The sequence below is a fragment of the Arthrobacter sp. P1_B9 genome, assembly GCF_056406495.1.
Window position 1 is genome coordinate 380,239 of record NZ_JBFUAA010000003.1, and the last position, 24,400, is coordinate 404,638.

At 63.8% G+C, this 24,400-nt stretch carries 18 protein-coding genes and 1 pseudogene; 7 read left to right on the top strand and 12 right to left on the bottom strand.

Annotation, left to right across the window (positions count from 1 at the left end; genetic code table 11):
• Positions 1-46 precede the first annotated feature (46 nt).
• The 3 genes from AC1D1A_RS06715 to AC1D1A_RS06725 form a co-directional block, all read right to left on the bottom strand.
• Complete coding sequence (locus AC1D1A_RS06715) at positions 47-181, bottom strand: hypothetical protein (RefSeq protein ID WP_263407439.1); 135 nt, start codon at positions 179-181, stop codon at positions 47-49.
• A 753-nt stretch (positions 182-934) separates the two neighbouring features.
• Positions 935-1,519: a histidine phosphatase family protein gene (locus tag AC1D1A_RS06720; RefSeq protein ID WP_028277661.1), complete on the bottom strand. Its 585-nt coding sequence runs from the start codon at positions 1,517-1,519 to the stop codon at positions 935-937.
• Positions 1,520-2,998 (bottom strand): CCA tRNA nucleotidyltransferase, encoded by a 1,479-nt coding sequence (locus tag AC1D1A_RS06725; RefSeq protein ID WP_223914879.1) that lies wholly within the window; start codon positions 2,996-2,998, stop codon positions 1,520-1,522. It lies immediately after the preceding gene.
• Between the two features lie 171 nt (positions 2,999-3,169).
• On the opposite strand from AC1D1A_RS06725, the gene AC1D1A_RS06730 reads away from it, so the two are divergent.
• The 5 genes from AC1D1A_RS06730 to trxA all read left to right on the top strand — a co-directional run bounded on the left by AC1D1A_RS06730 (position 3,170) and on the right by trxA (position 9,169).
• Positions 3,170-3,718, top strand: coding sequence for an NUDIX hydrolase (locus AC1D1A_RS06730; protein ID WP_223914878.1), 549 nt, complete (start codon positions 3,170-3,172; stop codon positions 3,716-3,718).
• Positions 3,719-3,780: 62 nt separating this feature from the next.
• The gene (gene murJ / locus AC1D1A_RS06735) at positions 3,781-5,844 is read left to right on the top strand and encodes a murein biosynthesis integral membrane protein MurJ (RefSeq protein WP_476947384.1); all 2,064 of its coding nucleotides are present in this window, start codon (positions 3,781-3,783) and stop codon (positions 5,842-5,844) included.
• A 171-nt stretch (positions 5,845-6,015) separates the two neighbouring features.
• Positions 6,016-7,551 (top strand): ABC transporter substrate-binding protein, encoded by a 1,536-nt coding sequence (locus AC1D1A_RS06740; protein ID WP_476850702.1) that lies wholly within the window; start codon positions 6,016-6,018, stop codon positions 7,549-7,551.
• A gap of 297 nt (positions 7,552-7,848) precedes the next feature.
• Positions 7,849-8,805 carry a thioredoxin-disulfide reductase gene (trxB, locus tag AC1D1A_RS06745; RefSeq protein WP_028277980.1) on the top strand — a complete coding sequence of 319 codons (957 nt, stop codon included), beginning with the start codon at positions 7,849-7,851 and terminating at the stop codon, positions 8,803-8,805.
• Between the two features lie 37 nt (positions 8,806-8,842).
• A complete protein-coding gene (gene trxA / locus AC1D1A_RS06750; protein ID WP_223914875.1) occupies positions 8,843-9,169 on the top strand; it encodes a thioredoxin in 327 nt (108 codons plus the stop codon).
• Between the two features lie 4,725 nt (positions 9,170-13,894).
• Here trxA and AC1D1A_RS06755 read toward each other — a convergent pair.
• Entirely contained in the window at positions 13,895-14,137 is a 243-nt protein-coding gene (locus AC1D1A_RS06755) for a hypothetical protein (RefSeq protein WP_230008313.1), read from the bottom strand.
• A 1,461-nt stretch (positions 14,138-15,598) separates the two neighbouring features.
• Between AC1D1A_RS06755 and AC1D1A_RS06760 the strand changes: the two are divergent.
• Positions 15,599-16,506, top strand: a pseudogene (locus AC1D1A_RS06760) (IS110 family transposase); the annotation flags it as partial.
• A gap of 219 nt (positions 16,507-16,725) precedes the next feature.
• Here the strand turns inward: AC1D1A_RS06760 and AC1D1A_RS06765 are convergent.
• The 8 genes from AC1D1A_RS06765 to rpmH form a co-directional block, all read right to left on the bottom strand.
• A complete protein-coding gene (locus AC1D1A_RS06765; RefSeq protein WP_476947385.1) occupies positions 16,726-18,000 on the bottom strand; it encodes a ParB/RepB/Spo0J family partition protein in 1,275 nt (424 codons plus the stop codon).
• A gap of 67 nt (positions 18,001-18,067) precedes the next feature.
• Positions 18,068-19,135 (bottom strand): ParA family protein, encoded by a 1,068-nt coding sequence (locus tag AC1D1A_RS06770; protein ID WP_275450894.1) that lies wholly within the window; start codon positions 19,133-19,135, stop codon positions 18,068-18,070.
• Between the two features lie 87 nt (positions 19,136-19,222).
• The gene (rsmG, locus tag AC1D1A_RS06775) at positions 19,223-19,873 is read right to left on the bottom strand and encodes a 16S rRNA (guanine(527)-N(7))-methyltransferase RsmG (protein WP_476947386.1); all 651 of its coding nucleotides are present in this window, start codon (positions 19,871-19,873) and stop codon (positions 19,223-19,225) included.
• A 16-nt stretch (positions 19,874-19,889) separates the two neighbouring features.
• Positions 19,890-20,480 carry a Jag family protein gene (locus AC1D1A_RS06780; RefSeq protein WP_476947387.1) on the bottom strand — a complete coding sequence of 197 codons (591 nt, stop codon included), beginning with the start codon at positions 20,478-20,480 and terminating at the stop codon, positions 19,890-19,892.
• Positions 20,480-21,457: a membrane protein insertase YidC gene (gene yidC, locus AC1D1A_RS06785; RefSeq protein ID WP_476859643.1), complete on the bottom strand. Its 978-nt coding sequence runs from the start codon at positions 21,455-21,457 to the stop codon at positions 20,480-20,482. Before yidC ends, AC1D1A_RS06780 begins: the two co-directional genes overlap by 1 nt.
• A gap of 15 nt (positions 21,458-21,472) precedes the next feature.
• Positions 21,473-21,868, bottom strand: coding sequence for a membrane protein insertion efficiency factor YidD (gene yidD / locus AC1D1A_RS06790; protein ID WP_230009110.1), 396 nt, complete (start codon positions 21,866-21,868; stop codon positions 21,473-21,475).
• Positions 21,861-22,271, bottom strand: a complete 411-nt coding sequence (rnpA, locus tag AC1D1A_RS06795; RefSeq protein ID WP_079552763.1) for a ribonuclease P protein component — start codon at positions 22,269-22,271, stop codon at positions 21,861-21,863. Before rnpA ends, yidD begins: the two co-directional genes overlap by 8 nt.
• 41 nt (positions 22,272-22,312) lie before the next feature.
• Complete coding sequence (rpmH, locus tag AC1D1A_RS06800; RefSeq protein ID WP_003800212.1) at positions 22,313-22,450, bottom strand: 50S ribosomal protein L34; 138 nt, start codon at positions 22,448-22,450, stop codon at positions 22,313-22,315.
• Positions 22,451-22,913: 463 nt separating this feature from the next.
• On the opposite strand from rpmH, the gene dnaA reads away from it, so the two are divergent.
• Complete coding sequence (gene dnaA, locus AC1D1A_RS06805; RefSeq protein WP_018775671.1) at positions 22,914-24,335, top strand: chromosomal replication initiator protein DnaA; 1,422 nt, start codon at positions 22,914-22,916, stop codon at positions 24,333-24,335.
• Positions 24,336-24,400: the final 65 nt, after the last annotated feature.

The following is a 24,400-nucleotide window of genomic DNA, read 5'->3' on the forward strand; positions in this document are numbered from 1 at the left end:
TCCATGCGCCGGTGGCGGAAATGTCCGGCCGTCAGCAGATCGGGCGTCAGCGAATCAGGCCGGCCTGATGCATGGCGAGGAACGTGTCGTCCCGCCTTTGGTCCAGGAGTTGGCCGTTGAAGCGTGTCGACTCCCTGCGGCTCAGCTTTCGGAACAGGACCGTATAGAGCTTGTTCATCATGGTTCTTACCTCCCCTCGGGGACTCGATCGGCGCGCCCTGGTGGCGGGCAGGGCTGTGCGGTGGGCAGGAGCGGTGGTTGCGGTAGTCACAGGGACCTTTCGTTGGTGGGGATTGAGCCGCCTTGGTTCAATGGGGCGAACAGGAGGCAGCAGGAATGGGCGGATGAAACGGGCCGCCGTATTTTGGGCGCGACAAATAGAGCGCTGGATGCAGGGAATTCGAATAACCGGTTCCGGGCGTGGCAATTAGCCCGAAAATCCCTGGCCTTAATTAGGCCGGAATTCCGGATAGGAAAAAGTTATTCGATGGAGAATGGCCCCTGGACGCGGTAGCGCCGAAACCCCAACAAGAAGCTGGGTTCCGAACTATGGGGAGGCTGCGCAACCGCGTGGTTCCGCCTGTTCAGGCTGCCGTCATTGGGCTTTCCGCCATGGAAGGCCAACTGCCGCGGGCCCCAGGCTGCATTGCCTGGGACGGGAAAGCGGTCAGGAAACAGTCAGTCCGACATTTGGGCGCGGGTCAGCGAACGAGGCCGGGTTGGCGGTGGTGGAGTACATCCATCCGCTAGTCAAAGTAATCATCATTTTCCCAACCTCCTTTTCTGTTCTGCCGTGGCTCCGGCTGACAGGCCGGGCGACGCGCGCCGTGACCCCGGCAAGTCGCCTTGGGGTCAGAAATAAAAATACACTACGAATGCGGCAGTTGCCTACCGAATTCATAAACTTTTTTTAACTTTGTTTTAAAAACCGGTTTTAGAGTCCCCAGCGCACGATTGCCGGTGTCTTCTTATCCCATCCCAGTGTGCAGACTTTGGCGGTCCCCAACACGAAATGCCGGCCCTCGCGGGGGTCCAATCCGAGCCACCGGGCGGTCAGGATGCGGGAGAAATGCCCGTGCGCGACGATCAGCACATTGTCCAGGCCCGATTCGAGCACCCGGGCCACGATCTTGTCCGCGCGGGCGGCGACGTCGTCGAGCGCTTCACCATTGGGCACGCCGTGCGTCCAGATCAGGTATTCGGGGTTGTCCTTGCGGATGAGGTCCGAGCTGATGCCCTCGTAGTCGCCGTAGTCCCACTCCACCGCCAGCGGCTCCAACTGGGCGTCGGGGTAGCCGGCGAGTTCGGCGGTCCGGCGGGCGCGGCGCAGGGGTGAGGTCAGTACGAGGTCGAAGTCGACGGTCTCGAGCACCCTGCGCGCCTCCACGGCCTGCTGCTCGCCTTCCACCGTGAGGGGCATGTCCGTGAGACCGGTGTATTGCCCGCTCTTGGACCACTCTGTTTCACCGTGCCGCAGGATCCACAGTTGGGGGCGGGGGCCGTTGGATGGTGCAATCACTTAGGACTCCTCAGTGGTGGAGAGTTCGGCGCCGGCGGGCGCCGCCTCGGGCTGTGCCGCCCACCAGTCCCGCAGGCGGGATTCGGCGACGGCGGGATCGAGCGGGCCGTGCTCCATGCGTTCTTCCAGCAGGAATTTGTAGGCGCGGCCCACCACGGGACCGGGCTTGAGACCAAGCAGCGCCATAATCCGGCCGCCGTCCAGGTCCGGGCGGACGGCGTCGAGGGACTCCTGCTCCCGCAGCGCCGCGATCCTGTCCTCGAGGTCGTCGTAGGCGAAGGACAGCCGGTCCGCCTTGCGCTGGTTCCGGGTGGTGACGTCGGAGCGGGTGAGCCGGTGCAGGCGCTCCAGGAGGGGACCGGCGTCGGTGATGTAGCGGCGGACCGCGGAATCGCTCCAGCCGGCCTCACCGTAGCCGTAAAAGCGCATGTGCAGCTCCACAAGCCTGGCCACGGCCTTGATGGTGTCGTTGTCGAAGCGCAGCGCCTTCATGCGCTTGGCGGTCAGCTTGGCGCCCACCATGTCGTGGTGGCGGAAGCTCACTGCGCCGCCCGGTTCAAAGCGGCGCGTGGCCGGCTTGCCGACGTCGTGCATGAGGGCGGCGAACCGCAACACGAAGTCCGGGCCGGGAACCGGGCCGTCCGCCTTCGACTCCAGCGCTGCTGCCTGTTCCAGGACCTGCAGCGAGTGCTGGTAGACGTCCTTGTGGCGGTGGTGTTCATCGGATTCCAGGCGCAGGGCCGAGACTTCCGGCAGCACCAGGTCCGCGAGTCCGGTATCGACCAGCAGGTCCACGCCGGCCCGCGGCTGCGCGGCGCAGATGAGCTTGATCAGTTCATCGCGCACGCGTTCGGCCGAGATGATGCTGATCCGTTCAGCCATCCGGACCATGGCCTCGCGGACGTCTGCGTGCAGCGACACCCCCAGTTGGGCCGCGAACCTCGCGGCGCGCATCATGCGCAGGGGGTCGTCGGAGAAGGACGTTTCCGGCGGCCCGGGCGTATTGAGGATCGAGGCGTGCAGGTCGCGGACGCCGCCGAAAGGATCGACGAGCTCCAGCATGGGCAGCCGCAGGGCCATGGCATTGATGGTGAAGTCCCGCCGCAACAGGTCATCCGTCAGGGATGTTCCGAAGGCCACTATCGGCTTGCGGGACTCCGGATCGTAGGCGTCGGCCCGGTAGGTGGTGATTTCGATCTGGAAGTCGTCCTTGCGCATCCCGATGGTGCCGAAGGCGCGCCCGATCTCCCAGTAGTTGTCCGCCCATTTCTTGATCAGGGCAACCGTCTGGTCCGGAGTGGCGTCAGTGGTGAAGTCCAGGTCGGGCGAGACCCGGCCAAGAAAAAGGTCACGGACCGGCCCGCCCACGAGGGACAGCTCGTGGCCGGCGTCGACGAAGCGCTGCCCGAGCTCCAGAACCACCGGATCCACCTGGAAAGAAACGGTGTGGGAGTCAGTCTTGTGATGTGCGTGCGCCATAGTTACTTAAGCTTGTCAGAAAACCGCGCCAGCACCACACCGGAACCCGCAAGGATCCGGCGGGTTCGTCACGATTGCGCACGAACCGGCGCGGGCCGACTTTCCCGGCCGTCTACTTTCCGGCCATGTTTAGGTCATCAACAGCGGGCAAGAGTCGTTAGAGTGGACCTCATGGCCCATCCCGTACCGAGCGCTCCCGGCAGGAGGACAAACGCACCGTTGCCGTCGGCAATAGGTGCCAACGTCGCGCCTGTCCAGCACACGGGCCAGGCCTCCCTGCCCACCGTGGAGGAAATCTCCGCCGGCGGCGTCGTGGTGGACATGTCCGACGCCGACCTGCGGGTAGCGATCATCGCGCGCCTTAACCGCGGCGGACGTCTCGAATGGTGCCTGCCGAAGGGCCACCCGGAAGGCAAGGAAAGCAACGAGGAAGCCGCGGTCCGCGAGATCGCCGAGGAAACCGGGATCGAAGGCAGGATCCTGGCACCGCTGGGAAGCATCGACTACTGGTTCACCGTGAGCGGGCACCGCGTCCACAAGACCGTGCACCACTACCTGTTGCGGGCCACCGGCGGGGAACTCACCATCGAAAACGATCCGGACAAAGAAGCCGTGGACGTCGCGTGGGTTCCGATCCAGGAGCTGGCGCGCAAGCTGTCCTTCCCCAACGAACGCCGCATCGCGGATCTGGCCAAAGAAGTCCTGCCGGAAGACCGCTGAAGGCCGCCGGTGCGACCGGTCACGTCCACGGATAGCGACTAATGCCCCGCGCGGGTGAGACGATGAAGACGATGTCATCAGCCAAACCCGCCCCCGTACCCTCCGGCCCCGCCGATTCCAAAGCTGCCCAATCCGGAGAAGCCCGTTCCAGCGCCGTCATGGCCGCCGGAACCCTCGTTTCGCGTTTCCTGGGCTTCGCCAAGACCTGGATGCTGGCCGCCGCCCTGGGCCTGGGCTCGACGGTCAACGACACTTTCATCAACGCCAACAACCTTCCCAACCTGATCTTCCTGCTCGTGGCCGGCGGGGTGTTCAATGCTGTTCTGGTGCCGCAGATCATCAAAGCCAGCAAGGCGCCGGACAAGGGAGCGGACTACATCAGCCGGCTGCTGACGCTGGCGGTGCTGGTGCTGCTCGTTCTCACGCTGCTGGTCACGCTGCTGGCGCCGTCAGTCATTCAACTGACCACCCAGGGCTACTCGCCGCAGCAGAAGGCCCTCGCGGTGTCGTTCGCGTTCTGGTGCCTTCCGCAGATCTTCTTCTACGGCCTGTACGCCCTGCTGACCCAGGTCCTCAACGCCCACGGGGCCTTTGGACCCGCGATGTGGGCGCCAATCATCAACAACGTCGTGGCGATCGCCGGGCTGGGCATGTTCATCGGCATCATGGGGGCCAACGCCACCAACCCGCACACGATCGACAACTGGGGCCCGTTCCAGACCATCCTCGTCGCCGGGTTCTCCACAATCGGCGTCGTCACCCAGACCGCCGTGCTGCTCATCCCCGTGTTCAGGCTCCGGCTGGGGCTGCGGCCGCGCTTCGGCTGGCGCGGGGTCGGTCTGGGCCATGCCGCGAAGCTGAGCGTCTGGACCCTGGCGACAGCCGCCGTCGGGCAGTTCGCCTTCCTTTACGTCATGCGCATCGCGACGATCCCGGGCGCGGAACGGCTCCGCCTCCAGCAGGCCGGGGATCCCGCGGCAGCCTTCATTCCGGGCAACGCGGTGCTGGAGGTGGCCAGCCAGCTGTACCTGCTGCCGCACTCCATCATTGCCCTGTCCCTGGCCACCGTGCTGTTCAACCGGATGACCCGGGCGTCCCAGGACGGTGACCGGGCCGCCCTGCGAAACGCGCTCTCCCACGGGCTGCGGACCATGGCCGTGGCAACCGTCTTCGGCGCGCTGGCGCTCTTCGCGCTGGCCGGACCGCTGGGCATGTTCTTCTCCGGCAACAATCGCCTGGACGGCGTCATGCTGGCCCAAACCCTCACGATCCTGGCCCTCAGCACCCCGTTCATGAGCGCCAACTTCATGATGTCGCGGGTGTTCTACGCCAATGAGGACGCACGGACGCCGTTCTTCATCCAGCTGGTCCTGGCGCTGGTCAACCTGTCGGCCGCGTTCGCGATCCAGTTCCTGCCGTTCGATCAGATCATCTTCGCCATCGCGATCCTCTACACGGCCGGCAACATCCTTTCCGTGATCGTCAGCGCGACCTTCCTGCGCCGGCTCCTGGGCCACCTCGACGGGCCCCGCATCGCCAGCTCCTACATCCGCATGGGGTATGCGGCCCTGGGTTCCGCCCTCGCCGGAGCTGTGGCGTTGTGGCTGCTGGGCAGCTACAACCCGGACGGCTACGCCTGGAGCGACCGGACCGCCGCCCTGGTGACAATCGTCGTCGTCGGTCCCGTCATGCTGGCCGCCTATTTCCTGCTGCTGAAGCTCTTCCGGGTCACCGAGCTGCAGGACCTCCTGCAGCCGCTGCTTGGGCGGCTCCGGCGCAGCACCGCCGCAGGGCCCGGCACGGGGGCGCAGGCAGGCGGCGCGGCGGAGGTCCGGAGGGCACCGGAGCGGGCCACCGTCTCGGTGGATACGGGCCTGATTCCGCGAATTTCCGGCGAGTTCGACGCCGAGTCGTTCCGTGCCGGTCCCGACATCAGGGAAGAGGACTCGTTCCCTTACGGCCGTCCCGCGGGCCCGGAGGGCGGTTACCTGCCGGCAGAAGACCTCCCCAGCACCGCGCAGGGCGGCTTGGGCAAGGGCGATGTTCCCCTGCCGGGCCGCCGCACCTACCAGGGGCCGGCCGGCCACAACCCCTACTTCCCGTTTGGCGGGAAAAAGAAAAAATGATCCCGGCTCCGTTTCGAACTGCCGTGCTCACGCGGCCTGGACAGAGCATCGGCTAGGATCGAAGACTAACAAGGGAAGTTGCGGACCAGCGGTCAACCGGCTTACCGGAGGGCACACGGTCGCTCTCGGAGTGACCACGTCGGCAGGTCCCGGACAGTCTAGGAGGAGCCCGTGTCCCACCCGATCGATGTCGGATCAGTACTCGGTGGCCGCTACAAGGTCACTGCCACCGTACTGACCTCACATGACCAGGATCTGGTGCTGGACGGTGTGGACCAGGTGCTCAACCGCCCCGTGAGCATCCTCGTCGCAGGCCCGGGCAACGCCGACCAGGTGGCCCAGAGCGCCCGTGAAGTGGCCACGGGCGAACGTCCCGGCAACGTGCAGATCCTCGATCTTGGCGTCAGCGACGCCACCACGTACCTGATCACCAACCACACCTCGGCGGCGGATCTGCTGGATCTTGTGGTCTCTTCCAACCCGCCGTACGTCGAACCCTTCTTCACGGACACGCTGGGCAGCGAGATCTTTGGGCAGGCCCGCTCCCACGAACCCGAAACCTACGACGGACTTTACGACGACGAGGAAGTCGACGCCGGGTACATCAACTATGGCCAGGCCCAGGGCACAAACGCACAGCCGCCGGCTTCTCCGGCACCGCCCCCCGCGGGAGTACCGTCGCGGCCCGCTTCCGCTCCTGCTGCCGCGGCAGCAGCCGCGGCGGCCGCCAGGGCACCCACAACCGCACCGCAGGAGACGGCGGCGCATTCAACGGCGCCGCAGCCCGTCCAGAACGGCTCGCCCCGCCAGGCCGAACCGGCAGCGCAGCAGCCGGCAACCGCCGCGGCACCAAAAGTTTCCTTGTGGTCCGACGACGACTACACCGGTGACGATCACCGCGGCGGAGAGCACCACGGCGGCGCAGCCGCGGCTGCCGGAGTGGCTGCTGCCGGCTTCGACTCGGCGGATCGGGCTCCGGGCAACTTCCCCGCCTCCGCCCGTGCCGCCGTCGACCAGGATGAGGACGAGTACGAGTACGAAGACGAGGACGAGCCCAACCGGGAGCCGCGTTCCATGCGCTGGCTGGTGGGCGGGCTCCTGGCTGCCGTGCTGGTGGTCGGCCTGATCTTCGCGGTCACCAACCTTGGCAGCCTCTTCAAGAGCAGCCCGCAGACCAACGCCGCAACCTCCGCCTCCTCCAGCGCACCGGAACCGTCCACCGCGCAGCCGTCGTCGACCGCCACCGAGGCGCCGGCGGCCGGACCGCCCGTCATCGAAGACGTGACGCGACTCGGCAACTTCGATTTCGCCGGAAATTACGACTCCGACCTCGTCAAGACTTTTGACGGCAACGGCGCGAGCTTCTGGTCAGACATGGAATTCGCGACGGACGACTGGGGCGGACTCGCCTCCGAAGTTCCGCTCGTGGTCAAGCTGAAGGACCCTTCCAAGGTCTCTTCCGTCACTCTGAGCCAGTTGGGGGCCTCCGGTGGCAACATCAGCGTCTTCACCAATGACAAGCCGACCCTGGACGGTGCAAAGCAGATTGGCAGCAACAGCTTTACGTCACCGGACCTGACCATGCCGCTGTCTGAACCCGTCACGGCGCAGTACGTGATCGTGTCCATCAAGAAGCTTCCGAAGCTGGCCGCACCCAAGACCCGCTATGGGTACGGCCTGCGCCTGGCCGAAATCAAAGTCCAGTAGCGGCCCTGCGCGGCTGCCGCTGCGCCCCAAGGCGGCGGCTGCGCTGTAAGGCTGCGGCTGCGCTCTAAGGCTGCCGCTGCGCCCTCAGGCGGCTGTCGTGCAGCGGAGGCCGTGCCCGCCGGATGGCCGGTAATCCTGGGCCGTCTCCGGCCCCGGCCCCGGCAAACCGGTACCCTGAGTAGTGGTGTTGCTCCGTGACGCCCATTTCGGCCGGAATATTCAATGCCCGGCAATAGTTGTGCCATGTGGCCGGCCATCGAGGCGGGCGCATCGACAAAGGAAGAGGTTCACCGTTCAGTGAGCAACGCAGAAAACACTGCCTCCGAAGTACGTGATGTCATCATCGTCGGCTCCGGCCCGGCGGGCTACACCGCAGCGGTGTACACGGCGCGCGCGAACCTGAAGCCGCTGCTCCTGGCAGGCTCGGTTACGGCCGGCGGCGAACTGATGAACACTACGGACGTGGAGAACTACCCAGGATTCCCCGACGGCATCATGGGCCCGGACCTGATGGAGAACTTCGAGAAGCAGGCTGCCCGTTTCGGCACGGAGATCCAGTTTGAGGACGTCACCGATTTGGACCTCGACGGCGACGTCAAGACCGTCACCATCGGCACGGGGGAGACCTTCAAGGCCCGTTCCATCATTCTTTCCACCGGTTCGGCCTACCGCGAGCTCGGCTTGCCGAACGAGAAGAGGCTTTCGGGCCACGGTGTGAGCTGGTGTGCAACCTGCGACGGTTTCTTCTTCAAGGATCAAGACATTGCCGTCATTGGCGGCGGCGACTCCGCCATGGAAGAGGCCCTGTTCCTCACCAAGTTCGCCAAGTCCGTCACGGTGGTCCACCGCCGCGATGCCCTCCGCGCTTCAAAGATCATGGCTGACCGCGCCTTGGCCCACGAGAAGATCAACTTTGTGTGGAACACCGGTGTGGAAGACGTGTTGGGACAGGACAAAGTCACCGCATTGCGGTTGAAGAACCTGGTGGACGGCACGGAATCCGAACTGGCCGTAACCGGAGTATTCGTGGCAATCGGCAACGATCCCCGCACCGATCTGGTCAAGGGCAAACTCGAGCTGACCGCAGAGGGAACCATCGCCGTGGACGGCCGCACCTCGAAGACCAGCGTCCAGGGCGTCTTCGCTGCCGGCGACGTCATTGATCCGACCTACCGCCAGGCCATCACGGCCTCCGGTTCCGGGTGCGTGGCCGCCCTCGACGTCGAGCACTACCTCGCAGATTTCCACGCCTAACCGGCGCGCAGCAACCAACGGAAGAGAGACAAAGGTTATGAGCAACGCAAAAGACGTAACGGACGCCAGCTTCAGCACTGATGTACTGGCCTCCGAGAAGCCCGTCATTGTCGATTTCTGGGCCGAATGGTGCGGCCCCTGCCGCAAGCTCGGTCCGATTCTTGACGAGATTTCGGTCGAGTACGGCGAGAAGGTTGATGTGGTCAAGGTGAACGTTGACGACAACCCGGCCATCGCTGCCGAGTACGGCATCACCTCCATCCCTGCCGTGTACCTGTTCCAGGGCGGCGAGGTCAAGGGCACCGTGATCGGCGCCCGGCCCAAGCAGTTCTTCGAGAAGGAATTTGCGGACGTCTTGTCCTAGGCTGACCGAAAGTGGCCCCCGCTTCTGGCGGGGGCCACTTTTTTGTTGTGCTTCACGGCCCACGATCGGGGAGTAGGACTAGGCGGACAGCCCCTAAATCTGCCATAACCGGTATTGCAACCTTGGGTGGCTGTCTATCGGAGTGGTTTTTTGTTCTGCTGGCTGAGAATTCCCCTGGCCGCCGCCGGCTTGTGAAATGGGCCATCCCTCGGCCGGCGAACTGCTATTCGTGCTGACAGTCACGGAAGGTGTTTGGCCGTTGCTTAGGGGACGCCACCCTCTTGTTTCACGTGAAACATGATGATCGCTGCACCCCCACTTATCAGTTCGGTGCGCGATGTGAACCTGTGCGTAGACACAGCGGTTTCCTACTAGAACATCACGGTCGATTTGCGTTGCCTGCGTGTAGGCCGAGGGCTGGTTGCCCAAATTTCGCCGAAGCACAATGCGCCATGTCGCGTAATGGACGTGTTTCACGTGAAACATCCAACTTCCTGAGGGTCATGAAGTTTGGGACGGCTTTCGGATGAGTCCGGACTCGAAATGCACTCCGTACACCCGTGGCCCGCCGCGGGGGAGTCGACGGTGGAGGTCCCACATATACCAGGGTCGTGGTTTTCTGACGGGAAGGCTTCCGCCGATACTGCCGTTAGGGCGGTGCCGCACTCCGCTGCCGCCCCGAGTTCGGGCAGGGGCAGCGCCCTCCTGCCAGCGCAACACGCCATGACTGCTCCTGCACGTCCGCCACGGGTCCGGGGAGGGTTGGGGGCCACCCGGGTCCGCGGCGAAATAGTAGACCAGTCGGCGGGTGGCCAGGACTGCGATCGACTGTCTCTAACACACACATTCGCCCCGTTTCCCAAGAACGGCGATCAATGCCGGCCAGTCACGACCGGCCGTAGCCACCGGCCGCCCGCTTCGGACCCTGTTTCACGTGAAACAGGCGTGTACGTCGCAGCTGCCGAATTGCCCGGCCCACCTCCAGGCTCCCCATGTTTCACGTGAAACGGGTGTGCACGGCGCGAGAGTGCCGACTCCTTCCGCCCACCTCCGCCGCGCCGATGTTTCACGTGAAACACCCCTAGTCGCAATCCATAAATCGCAACTTGGTGCGAAGTGATAGTGGACTCTTCGATAAGCCACTGCGGTTACCGACTCAGCGTGCCCATTTCCGCAGGAAAAGAGGTCGGTGGGACGCAAAGATGCGCTTGATGGTCTGCGCCTCCCTGCTGGAAAGGCCCGGCCCAACCTTGGCTGAGCGGCCCCAGGGACGTTGGCCTGCGCCCGTGAACGCCATCGTTCCTCGCCCTAACGCTCGCACCAGCACCGCCGGCTCCGACCCAAATTCCGCACAACAGACCGGATTTCGCACGGTTCACCGGATCCGATCCCGTCCCAACATCTCCAGACCGCCTGGTTTCACGTGAAACATGTCGGCGGACCAGAAACAGTCTGCGGCGAAGCAGACCCGAGATTCCCGTCCGTAGCCACCGACGGGGGAACGCCCGCCAGCCTTCAGGCCTCTGTGACCCGCCGAGTGTGGGGACAGGCGAACGTGGGTGCCTTTGAAGCGGCGTGCAGTGCGCCCCGGAACCGGCGAGGGGACTTGCCTGTGCTCAGCCGCCGGAGCTTGGGGCAGAGTGTTCATGGGCGTTCTCGGCCGCCCGCTTACGACCATGGGCCTATGTTGTCTGATTTGAAAGCGAACCGATGATCAATTTCGGATCGCTGCGGCAGTCAGTCATCGAATGAACACGTCCGCCGCCGTTACGGCCGCCGCAGTTCCCGCACCCTGCGCGGCGTGGGACGCACGGAACCGGTCCTGCATTCCATAGGGCACCCGACCAAACACAGGGCCCGGCTCTGAGGCGATTCTGGCGGTCAGGTCCGACACTTTGTCCAATTCATGGCTAGTCCCGACAATTGGACCGTCGCAGCCTCGGGTCCGCGTCCTACGCCCCTGTACGAGACGCTGCTCCGCTTCACCAGGGTTCCTGTCCAGGGTCACTCCGGCGGCGGTCAAGGTCAATCGTGCAGTGCCTGTTCAGAGTTCGTGGGCTGATCGGTTCATCAATCACCATCACCGTTCAGCCCGCGACATGATCTTGTCCCCGCTGATCAATGCCCACTGTCTCCGCCCAGGCCCGGTTCGGTCTCAGGCTCCACTCAAGCTGCATTGGGCTTGCCCAAACTCCTGTGCCGTTAGCGGCTGGTCTCCCCATTTTGCTCTAGAGGGGACCGGATTGGGCCGGCTCTTGTGTCCCCGGGTAGGGTCCATTCGGCATTCGCGGGACAAGAAGATCGCACGCCTGCTCTCATGAAGTCTTGTTCTCATGAAGGTTGGTGTCTGTGCCCTGACAGTCGCGGCGCAGGAGGTTCGATTCCATGGCGGCAAGACCAAGGACACGCAGGTCCAGCCGCGAACCTGCCCCCGCCCCGGCAGGCGCCGCAACCGCCGCTGCCCGCTATGGATGTCCTTCGAGCCCTCGGCGTCTGTCCGCAATTCCCCACTCTCGTAGTGACCGGTGCAGGCCTTACGACGGTCAATCCACGAGCCATCACGACCGCCGACCTGGGTACCAGGCGGAGGTCGGCGGTGACCGAAACCCAAGCATTTCCCGTCTGTCCAGCGGCTATAGGATCCGGAGCTCACTCGATATCCACCAGTTTCTCCACAGAAGTTATTCACACCGTTATCCACAGGTGCTGAGAGATTATTCACATGCCCTTCCTGGTAAGCGGCCGAGCGCCGTCGCCCCTCCGGCACTGGTCCTCTGACCAGCCACCCGCCGTGCCGGGGATAGGTCCTGGACCCCAGTGAGGAACTCCGGCCCGCAATCAGGTCTTCGAGCGTATATCCCTGAAAAATTAACCGTAGAACGGCGATTTAGTACATCTTCGCGAATGTTTCGACCATCGTCGCTGCACCATAGTCATGTTTCACGTGAAACGGACAGTGGGCCCTTCAAAGGAGGTTCGGGGCAGTTGTCACGGCAGCAGCTCGTACAAGGATCTGGCGTCCCGAGCGGGCTGCCGTCAGTCACTAATCCACAAAGTTATCCACAGCAATATCCACCGCCCTATCCACCGCGCCATCGACCGGCCGCTGGCTAAAACTCGGGCCGGGAGCGGCCCCGCGAACCTCGCCTGGATGCAGCTTTGACCTGCGATGAAGTACCCTCCGGACGTGTCATCCCACGGCGGCCGGGAGCTGCAAATCCAGGTGGGTCGAACCAAAACCCGTCGAACGCCGGGACCGCCGACGTGTCATTGCATCGCCCGCCGCGCCGGCCGAAGCCAGCTTGTTCCACAGCGCAAGGCGGACTTCAAGAAGACCAGGGGAGCGGAGTCACTGTCCCAAGGAACTCTCCCGTCCCACGTCCAGGGGATCGTTTTGCCGGGCCAAGATGCGACGACGGCACCCGCTGAATCGATGGGCTTTGCCGGGCAGCTCACATGCTCTGAGCTCGGAGACCTTGGCGGGCCTCACGCCCTCGCTGGGTCTGTCCGGTCGATCATCTTTCCACTCCGGTCCTCGCGGACCCGCCGTGTCCGTTGGCCGATGCCAACACGAAGAGGCTCGTCGACAGTGTGTTTGCCATGCGTTGTTTGCATTGAGACGGCCCTGGACTTGTCCTGACTGATGCATTGCCTGTCGACCCGGGGATTCGGATGAGGGAGGCACCGGACTGCAAAAGCGGTCGGGTCGGTCGAGCCCGCACAGTTGACACGCGCAAGCACGAGTCCCGAACCCAATCAGATTGGTCCGGATGCAGACCTTCCTTCTTTGCGGTTTGAATCCCTCCGGTTGCCGCACCAACTTACGGGTCCGGTGCAATCAGCGGATTGGATCCTGCAGGCAACTGCGCCCTGGTGCCCGGGGCGACGAACCTTACCGCCCGAAACACACTGGTCCGGGGGAGCGGACCCGGCGCTGGTAGCCGTGTAGTTGGAACATGCAGCAGCTCGGCTGCTTCCCTATAATGGCGGCTGGATGCCCACACAAGAGCCATCCCGACAGTTCCAGCCAGGCCGAATCCACAGGAAGGCGTGGTCGGCGTCTGGGATCAATCGGCACGACCCCGGCCCTACTTCACATGGCCTCCGCTTCCCTTCTCGCGGGTGCGTCGCGCGGCCTGAGCTCCTGCCGGAAGACTCCTTCCAACACTCTGCAGCAGGATCAGCCGGTGTGCAGCAGTACAGGATCTGCACTGCACTCTCATCAAGCGGGTACTGGCAAGCCGGCAGGTGCGTCAGCAGCGGCACAGTGTGGGGGGCCCGCGAGGCGTCCGGTGTGCTGTTCCGGATGAGGGGAGCCGTGTCCGGAGTGCCGGAATAGACCCCCAGAGTGCCATCTCGGCTATTGGATAAGGCGTCGGGCTCACCGGAGGAAGCTGAAAAATGCGGCAGGAACAGCACGCCCGCCGGGGCCCCAAGGAGATCAGGCATGCCTGGCACGCCGGCATGCCCCATGGCGCATGGTTACAGCTGGATGCGGCGATGGGACTGCAGCAGAACGTTGGCGGTCATGGCACCCGGCTACCTGGGTGGGGAGGATGCGTGTCAGGGTCCCGGTTCCCTTTGCCCGGGTCCCGGCAAACTGACAGGCACAATCATGTACCGAATGCGGAATCGGGGACGTGGGTGCAAGCCGGCGAAGGGGTGAGCGGCAAGTTAGCGGGGGAGTCGAAGGACGCAGACATCCGCAAAGCGAGGCAGTTCCGGTCAGCTTTCGCGATCAGACTCCCACAAGAGGTCTTCAACAATGCGATCGAGACTACATGCTTCCTGTGGCGCCGACGCCAGATCACCGTCCGCATCACGGCCCGCGTCCGTTCCCGCGCCAAGGTCGGCGTCCAGGTCTGCGCCGTCGACTTTGTCCCGATCTTCGTCCACGCCCACATCGAGACCTCTGTTGAGGTTCGCTTTTCGAGGCGCGTGTCCGGCGCCAATTTCTACCGTAACCACCGGAACGTTCCTACAAAGCCATGGCCCGAACCCGACGAAGCAGCAAGCAGACCAACCTGCCGGCCCGCGCGCGAACCCACGGTTCAACCCACTTCAATTTTCGTTCACGGAAGCTGCCCCCACGACCCGTGATCGTAAGCAGCGAGAGAGTGCCGCCGGCCTCCGCCAGGACCGGACAGTGCCGTATTAGAGCATCCCGAGGCGTGCAAGGCTTCAGATGCCCTGCAGCTTGCTTAGCCTTCGTTCAGCCAACCACGCGGGCATACAACGCAGTAGCGGCGCCATATGACGCTTTCAGAGGCGCCCAGGAGCAGGTGATCCCGCAGAGACTGGGAACGGTACAACAGTCGCTCCGAGGTTCGTCTGTGGCTGCGGCGAGCTTGCTCCGCCGCCAAGCAGCAGCCACGCCGTAGTGAGCCGCTTCTCCTGCTTCGCACCGGCATGGACCAATGTGGTCGCATGGCGCACCCGCGGCCGGCCCGGCCGACAGGCAAAAGTGGGCCATAGCTGTGGGTCGATTCCTTGCAAGGGGAAGCCGAACCATCATGACGCAGACGGTGGACCCTTGGTCAAACGACTGGTCGGCACCCCAGTCCACCGGCATTGCGCTGACCACCTACGGTGCAATGGCCGAGCCGGATCGCCAATCCGCAGGCGGACTCGCATGGGCAGGGATGTGGTCCGGCTGCCGGATTGACGACTGCGCAGCGGTCTCCAACCGCTGGCCGGATTCATCTGCCCTTATGTCTCCTCACATAGGTGCCCAGCCTGCCTGGCGTTCGATGGGGCAAGGCGCAGATTCGCGGCCCCGTTTCACGTGAAACATTGACGGACCACTCCAGCCCAGATGGTCAGTGAGCTCTGGAAGGCGGCGAAGATGGCTGTTGCTGACTAGCGCGATCGCAGCGGCACCGGCAGAGAGGGGGCCCTTCCGCAACAACGAGAACTGTGCAGCTGCCATTTATGAACGGTGTGGCCGTTCCATGCGATCAGAAGCTCCACCCACGGAACGCAACAGAGTGGACGGTACGGCCACCGGAAACGCATCGGACTCCACGCTCAGGAAGCTCCGCCCCAGTCAGGGACACCCGCCTGCCCAGCACCAGCCCGTCGTTCCGCACGTGTCCCTCGGTCTCGCCCAAGCAGGGCCGGCGATGCTGACGATTTCCACAGAAAGACCACGGCACTGCGTCGGCCCCCCACCCACGGCCGCAACCCGCGAGAGCCCGGGCCAGGACGGAAGCGAGAGAGCCGCCGGAACTAGTCGGCGCCACCGGTGCCGCCCCGTTACCTTTTTCGTAGCCCGTTCCTGTTGCAGGATGAGGGTATGCTGGCCTGCCGGCCCCGGCATGATTGCCGCCCCCAGTCGTCAATGATCCGGGGGGTGTTGTCACCGGGGTCCGGTAGGTGCCGGAGAGACCGCTAATAGAGGCAGGACAGTTTGGGATCGTCGTGCGTAGCGTGGATGCGGGCTCTGACACCGCGGACAGTCCAGCACAGGTATCAGCTGCTGTGACGGCGAGGTACAGGTGATCGGAAACCACGAAAGCATTGATGTCTTCATCGGCCTGGACGTCGGCAAGGGCGAGCACCACGCCGTTGCAGTGGACCGGACGGGGATGAAGCTCTTCGACAAGGCTTTGCCCAACGACGAGGCCCGGCTGCGCGAAATACTGACTTCTCTGGGCAAACACGGCCGCATTCTGCTGGTCGTTGACCAGCCCGCGACGATCGGTGCACTCCCCGTCGCGGTTGCCCAGGCCGCCCGTGTCACCGTCGGATACCTGCCCGGGCTGGCGATGCGCCGGATCGCGGACCTGCACCCGGGCGAAGCGAAAACCGACGCCCGGGACGCGTTCATCATCGCCGAAGCGGCCCGGACCATGCCCCACACACTGCGCTCCATCCAGATCGCCGATGAACAGCTCGCCGAACTGACCATGCTCTGCGGCTTCGACGACGACTTGGCAAAACAGGCCACGCAACATCGAACAGGATCCGAGGCCTGCTGACCCAGATCCACCCCTGCCCTGGAGCGTGTCCTTGGCCCGCGCCTGGACCACCCGGCAGTGTTGGACCTGCTGCGGGCCTGGCCAACCCCAGAAGCCTTGCGCCATGCAGGTCGGCGCAGGATCGGAAACCGGCTAAAAAAGCGTGCACCCCGGATGGGCGAACGCCTTGCCGGCGAAATCATCGACGCACTCGGCCAGCAAACAGTCACTGTCGTGGGGACGAACGCGGCCACGATCGTGCTGCCCCAACTGGCCCGGATGCTCGCCGACATCCGCGAGTCCCGGGACACCGTCTTCACCCGGGTCGAGGCCCTCGTGGAGGCCTCGCCCGCCGCCGTTGCGACACCCTCTACGCCATGTTGCGCGACGGCACTCTCTACGAACCACGGCTAAACCCCAGCGGCTTGACGAAAACCATAGAGGCACCCCCCGCAACTCTCCGGCAGTGGGCGAACACGGCAGCGCCGAACTCGGCTCCACCGAATCCGCCGGCACCGGCAGCATCGGTAGAGACAAAGAAGGGAGGGCCTGTTTCACGTGAAACAGACCCTCCCGGAGAACTCAGCGAGTCGCGACCTAGCTAGGCGCTCCCGGCGTGAGGACGTCCATGATGCGGTTCAGGTCCTCGACGCTGGCGAACTCAATGCTGACACGCCCCTTGCGGGCACCAAGCGAAATCTTGACGTTAGTATCAAGGCGGTCAGACAGCGATGACGCCAGGTAATCCAGTCGTTCGTGGCGGGCTCCGGCCCGCGGGATGTTGTTCTTGGCCGGCGAGGCGGGGCTCTGATACAGGGTCACAGCTTCTTCGGTCGCCCGGACCGACATGCCTTCTGAAACAATCTTCTGCGCCAGGCGTTCCATGGCCGCGGCGTCAGGAAGTGCCAGGAGTGCGCGGGCGTGCCCTGCGGAGATGACATTTGCCGCAACCCGGCGCTGCACCAGCGGGGGCAGCTTCAGCAGGCGCAGGGTGTTGGAAACCTGGGGACGCGAACGTCCGATCCGGTCCGCCAGCTGCTCGTGCGTGGTGCCGAAGTCCTCGAGTAGCTGCTGGTAGGCCGCCGCCTCTTCGAGCGGATTCAGCTGGCTGCGATGCAGGTTCTCCAGCAGCGCGTCGCGAAGGAGGTCGTCATCGGTGGTGTCACGGACAATCGCGGGGATAGTTTCCAGGCCTGCGGCCTGTACTGCACGCCACCGTCGCTCACCCATGACGAGCTCATAGGGTTCGCCACCCTCTTCGGTTGAGGTACGGACCACAATTGGCTGGAGGACGCCAATTTCCCGCACAGAGTGCACCAGCTCCGCCATGTCATCCTCATCGAAGACCGAGCGGGGCTGCTTGCGGTTGGGATGGATGTCCGTGACCGGGATTTCGGCAAATCTGACGCCGGGCACCTCTACGAGGTCAACAGTTCCCTCGTCACCGTGCTCGGGCGTGGAGTCAAACGTCAGCTGTTCGCCGGCGTCGGATGCGGCCGCCTTGGCAGCAGCGGTCGCCGGCTTGGAGGCAGCCGACTTTCGGGCGGGGGTTTTCTTGGTCACGGCGGCGGCAGCTGCGTCGGCTTTGTCGGCAGCAACGTCGGCTCCGGCAGCAGCGCTGGTTGCTTCAGTGGTGTCAACCGTGAGATCAGCGGAATCGTCGGCCTTGACAGGTGTGGACTCCGGCTCCTTGGCCAGCGCGGCCTTGGTGTCCGCGAGCGTCTCGGCGTCGGAGGTCTTTTTTCGGGCTTCAGGGAAGAAGAGGTCCACGGGCCGGGACGGGGCAGCACCGTTTCCGGAGGCGTTAGCCGCGGCGGAACTTGGAATGAGTGCGCCAAGTCCACGGCCGAGGCCGCGTCGCTTATCGCTCATGGATAAATCCCTCCAGTGGAAGAGCCGGGATTCACCTGGCTCTGGTTAGTGCAATTCTTGAAAGATTCTAACGTTCCGCGATTTCCGCGGCAGCTTCCAGGTAGGACAGGGCACCGCTGGAAGAAGGATCATACGTCATGACAGTTTGCTGGTAGCTCGGCGCCTCGGAAATACGGACCGACCTCGGCACCACAGCGCCGAGCACCTGCTTCGGGAAGTGTTCCCGGACCTCGGCTGCCACCTGGGCGGCGAGGTTGGTGCGGCCGTCATACATGGTCAGCAGAATAGTGGAAACAACCAGATCAGCGTTCAGGTGCTTCTGGATCATCTCGATGTTCTTCAGGAGCTGGCTGAGCCCTTCGAGGGCGTAGTACTCGCACTGGATCGGGATGAGGACTTCGCCGGCCGCACAGAACGCATTGACCGTCAGGAGCCCGAGGCTCGGCGGGCAGTCGATGAAGATGTAGTCCAGCCGCTCCTCGCCATTCTTGGCGCGCTCCTTGGAGTACACATCGATTGCGCGGCGCAGCCGCTGCTCGCGGGCCACCAGGCTGACGAGTTCAATTTCGGCACCGGCAAGGTGGATGGTGGCGGGCGCACAGATCAGGTTGTCGATGTCGGGACACGGGGCCACGACGTCCTTCAGCGGGACATCATTGATCAGCACGTCGTAGATGCTGTCGACATCGGCGTGGTGCTCGATTCCCAGGGCGGTGGAGGCGTTGCCCTGCGGATCGATGTCGATGACGAGCACGTTCAGGCCAGCGGCCGCCAGCGCGGCGGCGATGTTCACGGTCGTCGTGGTCTTGCCGACGCCGCCCTTCTGGTTGGAAACGGTGAAGATCCGGGTTTTCTCCGGTTTGGGGAGCTGCCGGCCGAGCAACCGCTCACGGCGCTTGTTTTCGTGTGCGAGTTCGCGGGCGATGGGACTGGAATCGTCGATGGAATCCAGCACGTTCCCCGTGTGCGGAAGGGATGTTTCACGTGAAACACCGGCCATCCCGGTCGTCTTCGCAACCGAAGCCGTGTGATTTCCGGAGTAGTCAAAAGCTACTGCAGGAGCCGTAAACGCCCGTGCGGACCCCAGGGACACAAACGGCGGGATCCGTTGTGTGGAGGCTTCGCTACTGCTCACTATGACACGCTCACTCTCATTCGGCTCTTACTGCCGGTTACTAGCCTAACCTCTTCCCCTCAGACTCCCCGGGCACCGGGGCCGGTGCTAGGTAATCTTTTGAGGCTTGTTCACTACGATTCGCACAACGGTGGTGGGTTCCTCAAGCAGGTCTTCGCCCACCACCACCACGGACGTCTGAATGCCGCCCAGTTTGCGGATAACCTTGGCGGCCTTTTCGATTTCCTCGCCGACGCTGCGTCCCTTGATGGCGACGACTTCTCCCTTGCCGGCCAGGAGCGGAATGGTCAGCCCGGCGAGATTGGACAGCGCGGATACGGCGCGGGCAGTCACGACGTCGGCGTTCACGAGTCCCACTGCGAGTTCGGCGCGGGTGCGCATGATCGTGACGTTCTCGAGGCCCAGATCATCCACCACCTCCTGGAGCCAGATGACGCGGCGCTCCAGTGGTTCGATCAGCGTCAGTTCCAGATCCGGCCGCGCAATGGCCAGGCACAGGCCAGGCAGGCCGGCGCCGCTGCCGACGTCGGCGACATGGCTTCCGTGGGCAATCTGGCTCTCAATGACGGCGCAGTTAAGCACGTGCCGGCTCCAAAGCCGCGGCACCTCACGGGGCCCGATCAGGCCCCGCTCGGTCCCGGACGTCGCCAGGTGCTCGACGTAGCGTTTCGCCAGTTCCAGGCGGTCGCCGAAGATGGACTCTGCTGCCTTGAGTTCCGGGGCGGTAATTTCAACCATCAAGCTAGTCAACGGTTCAGTCTGCGGAGACAACGATGTGCCGGTCGGCGCCTTCGCCTTCGGACTCGCTCACGAGTCCCAAATCAGCGACGGCGTCGTGCACGATCTTGCGCTCGTAGGCGCTCATCGGAGCCAGGGCAACTGCATCACCGGAATCCTTCACAGCGGCGACAGCGTCCTCAGCGATCTTCTGCAGGTCGCCGGCACGCTCGGCACGGTAGCCGTTGATATCCAGCACCAGGCGGGAACGGTTCTCCGTCGCGGAGAGGACCGCGAGCCGCGTAAGCTCCTGGAGGGCCTCAAGGACTTCGCCGTCACGGCCCACCAGGCTGTCCAGCCCGGCGGCTTCCTCTTCGGCGACGATCGAGATGTACGTGCGGCCGTTGCGGACCTCGATGTCGATGTCGCCATCAATGTCCGCGATATCCAGCAGTTCCTCGAGGTAGTCCGCAGCGACGTCGCCTTCTTCTTCGAGGCGGCTGGCGGAAACACTCTTGCCGGTGCCGGCGTCCGCACCCTGTGACGAGTCGTCGGCCGCGCTCTGGGCGTCGTCCCGGTCCTCGTCAAACTCGGCGGAAATAGCGTGTTCGGTGCTCTCGGCGGACATTACTTCCTCTTCCTGTTCTTACGTTGCGGCTGGACGCGCTGGGTCTTGGCTTCGACGGCGGCCGCGGCGGAGGCTTCGGCCTCGGCGTCGACCTTCTTGCCGCCCAAAAGGGGCAGGGCGGGCAGGCCCTTGGCTGCCCGGCGCTCGGCGAGAGCCTTGGCCGCCGGCGATCCCGGCGTAGGCATCCGGCGGATCACGAAGAACTGCTGTCCCATGGTCCACAGGTTGGTGGTGGTCCAGTAGATCAGGACGCCGATGGGGAAGTTAATACCGCCCACACCGAAGACGACCGGCAGGATGTAGAGCATCATTTTCTGCTGGCGCATGAACGGGCTGGCCAGGGCCTCTTCGGACATGTTCTTGGCCATGATCTGCTTCTGCGTGATGAACTGCGAGGCCGTCATGGCCAGGATCATCACGATGGAGAGGATCCACACCGACACCACATTGCCGCCCGGAGGCGTGCCGTGGAGCAGCGTGGCGGACAGCGGGGCACCGAAGATGGTGGACTCGTCGAACTGCTTGACCTGCTCGGGGCTCATGGCGCCGATGCCCTGGCCGGTGGTGGCCGCCGCAGTGATGCCGGAAAGCACCTGGAAGAGCGCAAAGAAGAAGGGCATCTGGATCAGCATGGGCAGGCAGGCGGAGAACGGGTTGGTGCCGTGCTTCTTGTACAGCGCCATCTGTTCCTGCGCCATGGCCTGGCGGGAGAGCTGGTCCGTCTTGCCCTTGTACTTGTCCTGCATTTTCTTCAGGTCCGGCTGCAGGAGCTGCATCCCGCGCTGGGCCTTGATCTGCTTGACGAAGACGGGAATCAGGGCGGCGCGGATGACCAGCACCAGCCCGATGATGGCCAGGGTCCAGGTCCAGCCGCTGGCCGCCGGCATGCCAATGGCGCTGAGTCCGTCATGGAAGCCGACCATGATGGCTGAGACCAGCCATTTGAACGGGGCCAAGATTGTTCCAAAGATGTCCATACGATTCCCTATTCGTCAGGCCGCAGTGCGGCCTTCTCCATCAGGCTGAGCAGCCAGGTATATGTCCGGATTGTTCAGCACAACAATTGTGGGGGTGCGGCCCGCGGGCCATTCCCGATGCCCGGCGGGGACATGGTCCACACCACCGGCATTCCATGGATGGCAGCGCAACAGGCGCCTCGCAGCGAGCCAGCTTCCTTTCACCGCGCCGTGGACGGTGATCGCTTCAAGGGCATAGGCCGAACAGCTGGGGAAAAAACGGCAAACCTGGCCGTACAGCGGTGAGATCACCTTGCGGTACGCCAGGAGCAACAGGATGAGGACATCGCGGGGCAGGTTCCAGACTGCCCGGCCCAACCATGCTGCTGCGGATCTTGCAGGAGGGACGACGGCGGCAGTTGAGTTACGCACGCGGGGTCCCTTCCTGTGTCGTCTCGTTAGAACCTGGTGAAGCAGCCTGCGAAAGGCGGTTGCCCAGCCTTTTCATGGTCGTCTCCAAAGCGGCGTCATAGTCGGCAAGCAGCTGGTCCCAGCTGGCTCCCGCTGCGGCGGGCAGGGCCCGGACCACAATGGCGAACCCGCTGCCGTATTTCTGCAACGACAATGCACCGGCTTCTCTCAGTCTCCTCTTAACGAGGTTCCTGACAACAGCGTTCCCGACACTCTTGGAAACGATGAATCCGATCCGGCTTGGTTCATCGGCAGCGAGAGCTGCCGCATATAACACTACGTTCCGGCGTCCATTGCGGACACCGGAACGTACAGTTGTTGAAAAATCGGTTGATGTCCGCAGACGGTTCCTGGTGGCTAGCACCGTTCAACTCGCACAGGGATATGGACCGACGAGTCAGTTATTTAGGCCGACAGTTCGGTGCGGCCCTTGCCACGACGGGCTGCCAGGATGGCACGGCCGGCACGGGTACGCATACGAAGGCGGAAGCCGTGCTTCTTGGCTCGACGGCGGTTATTCGGCTGAAAAGTCCGCTTGCTCACGTTAGTTACTCCAGTGGATCAAAGGTGCGCCCACCCGATCAAGGGGAAGAACTGGCCGACGCTAAGTTTTGGTATGTGCCGCTTCCCTCGTATCTCACACGACGCGGGGCGTCAGGAAAGATGCAGATGAGGCGAAAAGCGTACACATGGGACTTCACAACGTTAGGGCTTGCCAACCTCCCGAGTCAAACCGGGGACCGCTCCGCACGCTATCCCCAGCTGTGGCTAACTACTCCCGCAGCCTGTGGATGAAGTGCGTCACGCGCCCCATTTCAGAACCACAACGGTGTAATTATCCACAGGACTGAACCCAGCTATCTTCTGGCGTTTTCATCCCCTACAGTGTCTCAGTAACCCCTTATCCACGGACTGTGCATAACCCTGTGGATTGAGCCGGCCGGTGGACAGCTCCGGACCGCGTGGATGCACGTAATGCAGGCCAGCAAGTTTGAGGAACTGATTGATGACAGTAGACGAAGCCAACCAAGCCAACACTGTCGGAAGTTCCTGGCGGCGGGTAGTGAGCCTCCTGGAGAACGACCACCGTGTCTCTCCCCGGCAGCGCGGCTTCGTCATCCTCGCCCAGGCGCAGGGGCTCATCGGTTCCACCCTGCTAGTGGCAGTTCCGAATGAGCTCACCCGCGAAGTGCTGCAGACCCAGGTCAAGGAAGCCCTCGACGACGCGCTCCGCAGCGTGTTTTCCGACGAAATCCGCTGCGCGATCGACGTCGACACGGATCTGGTGCCGCTGCACACAGAACCCGAACCCGCCGTCGAACTTTCCCTGGCCGCCGACCCGACCGTGGAGTTGAAGCCGCAGCCGATGCTGCCGAGCACCTCGCATGAATTCGGCCGGCTTAATCCGAAGTACGTTTTCGACACCTTCGTGATCGGTTCCTCCAACCGGTTCGCCCACGCAGCCGCCGTGGCAGTAGCCGAGGCGCCGGCGAAGGCCTACAACCCGCTGTTCATCTACGGGGACTCCGGACTCGGCAAGACCCACCTGCTTCACGCGATCGGCCACTATGCGCGCCGGCTCTACAGCGGGATCCGGGTCCGCTACGTCAATTCCGAGGAATTCACCAACGACTTCATCAACTCCATCCGCGACGATGAAGGCACCAGCTTCAAGACCACGTACCGCAACGTGGATGTGCTGCTGATCGACGACATCCAGTTCCTGGCCGGCAAGGACCGGACGCTGGAGGAGTTCTTCCACACGTTCAACGCCCTGCACAACAACAACAAGCAGGTGGTCATCACCTCGGACCAGCCGCCGAAACTGCTCGCCGGCTTCGAGGACCGGATGAAGTCGCGCTTCGAATGGGGCCTGCTGACCGACATCCAGCCGCCCGAACTGGAGACCCGCATTGCGATCCTCCGGAAGAAGGCCCTCAGCGAGGGCCTTTCCGCGCCGGACGATGCGCTCGAATACATCGCCTCCAAGATTTCCAGCAACATCCGCGAACTTGAGGGAGCCCTCATCCGCGTCACGGCGTTCGCCAGCCTGAACCGGCAGCCGGTGGATGTGGCCCTGGCCGAGATGGTGCTCAAGGACCTGATCACCGACGACGGTGCCCAGGAAATCACCTCTGCGCAGATCCTCACCCAGACAGCCGACTACTTCAAGCTCAGCATGGAAGAACTCTGCAGCAAGTCGCGCACCCGCACGCTGGTGACCGCCCGGCAGATCGCGATGTACCTGTGCCGGGAGCTGACGGACATGTCCCTGCCCAAGATCGGACAGGAGCTGGGCGGCCGCGACCACACCACCGTGATCCACGCCGACCGCAAGATCCGCGAACTCATGGCCGAGCGCCGGGTCATCTACAACCAGGTGACCGAGCTGACCAACCGGATCAAGCAGCAGCAGCGCAATTCCTGAGCCATCGGCCGGCGCACTCATACCTTATTAACAGGGCCCTGTGGACAACCCTGTGGATAGTTAAG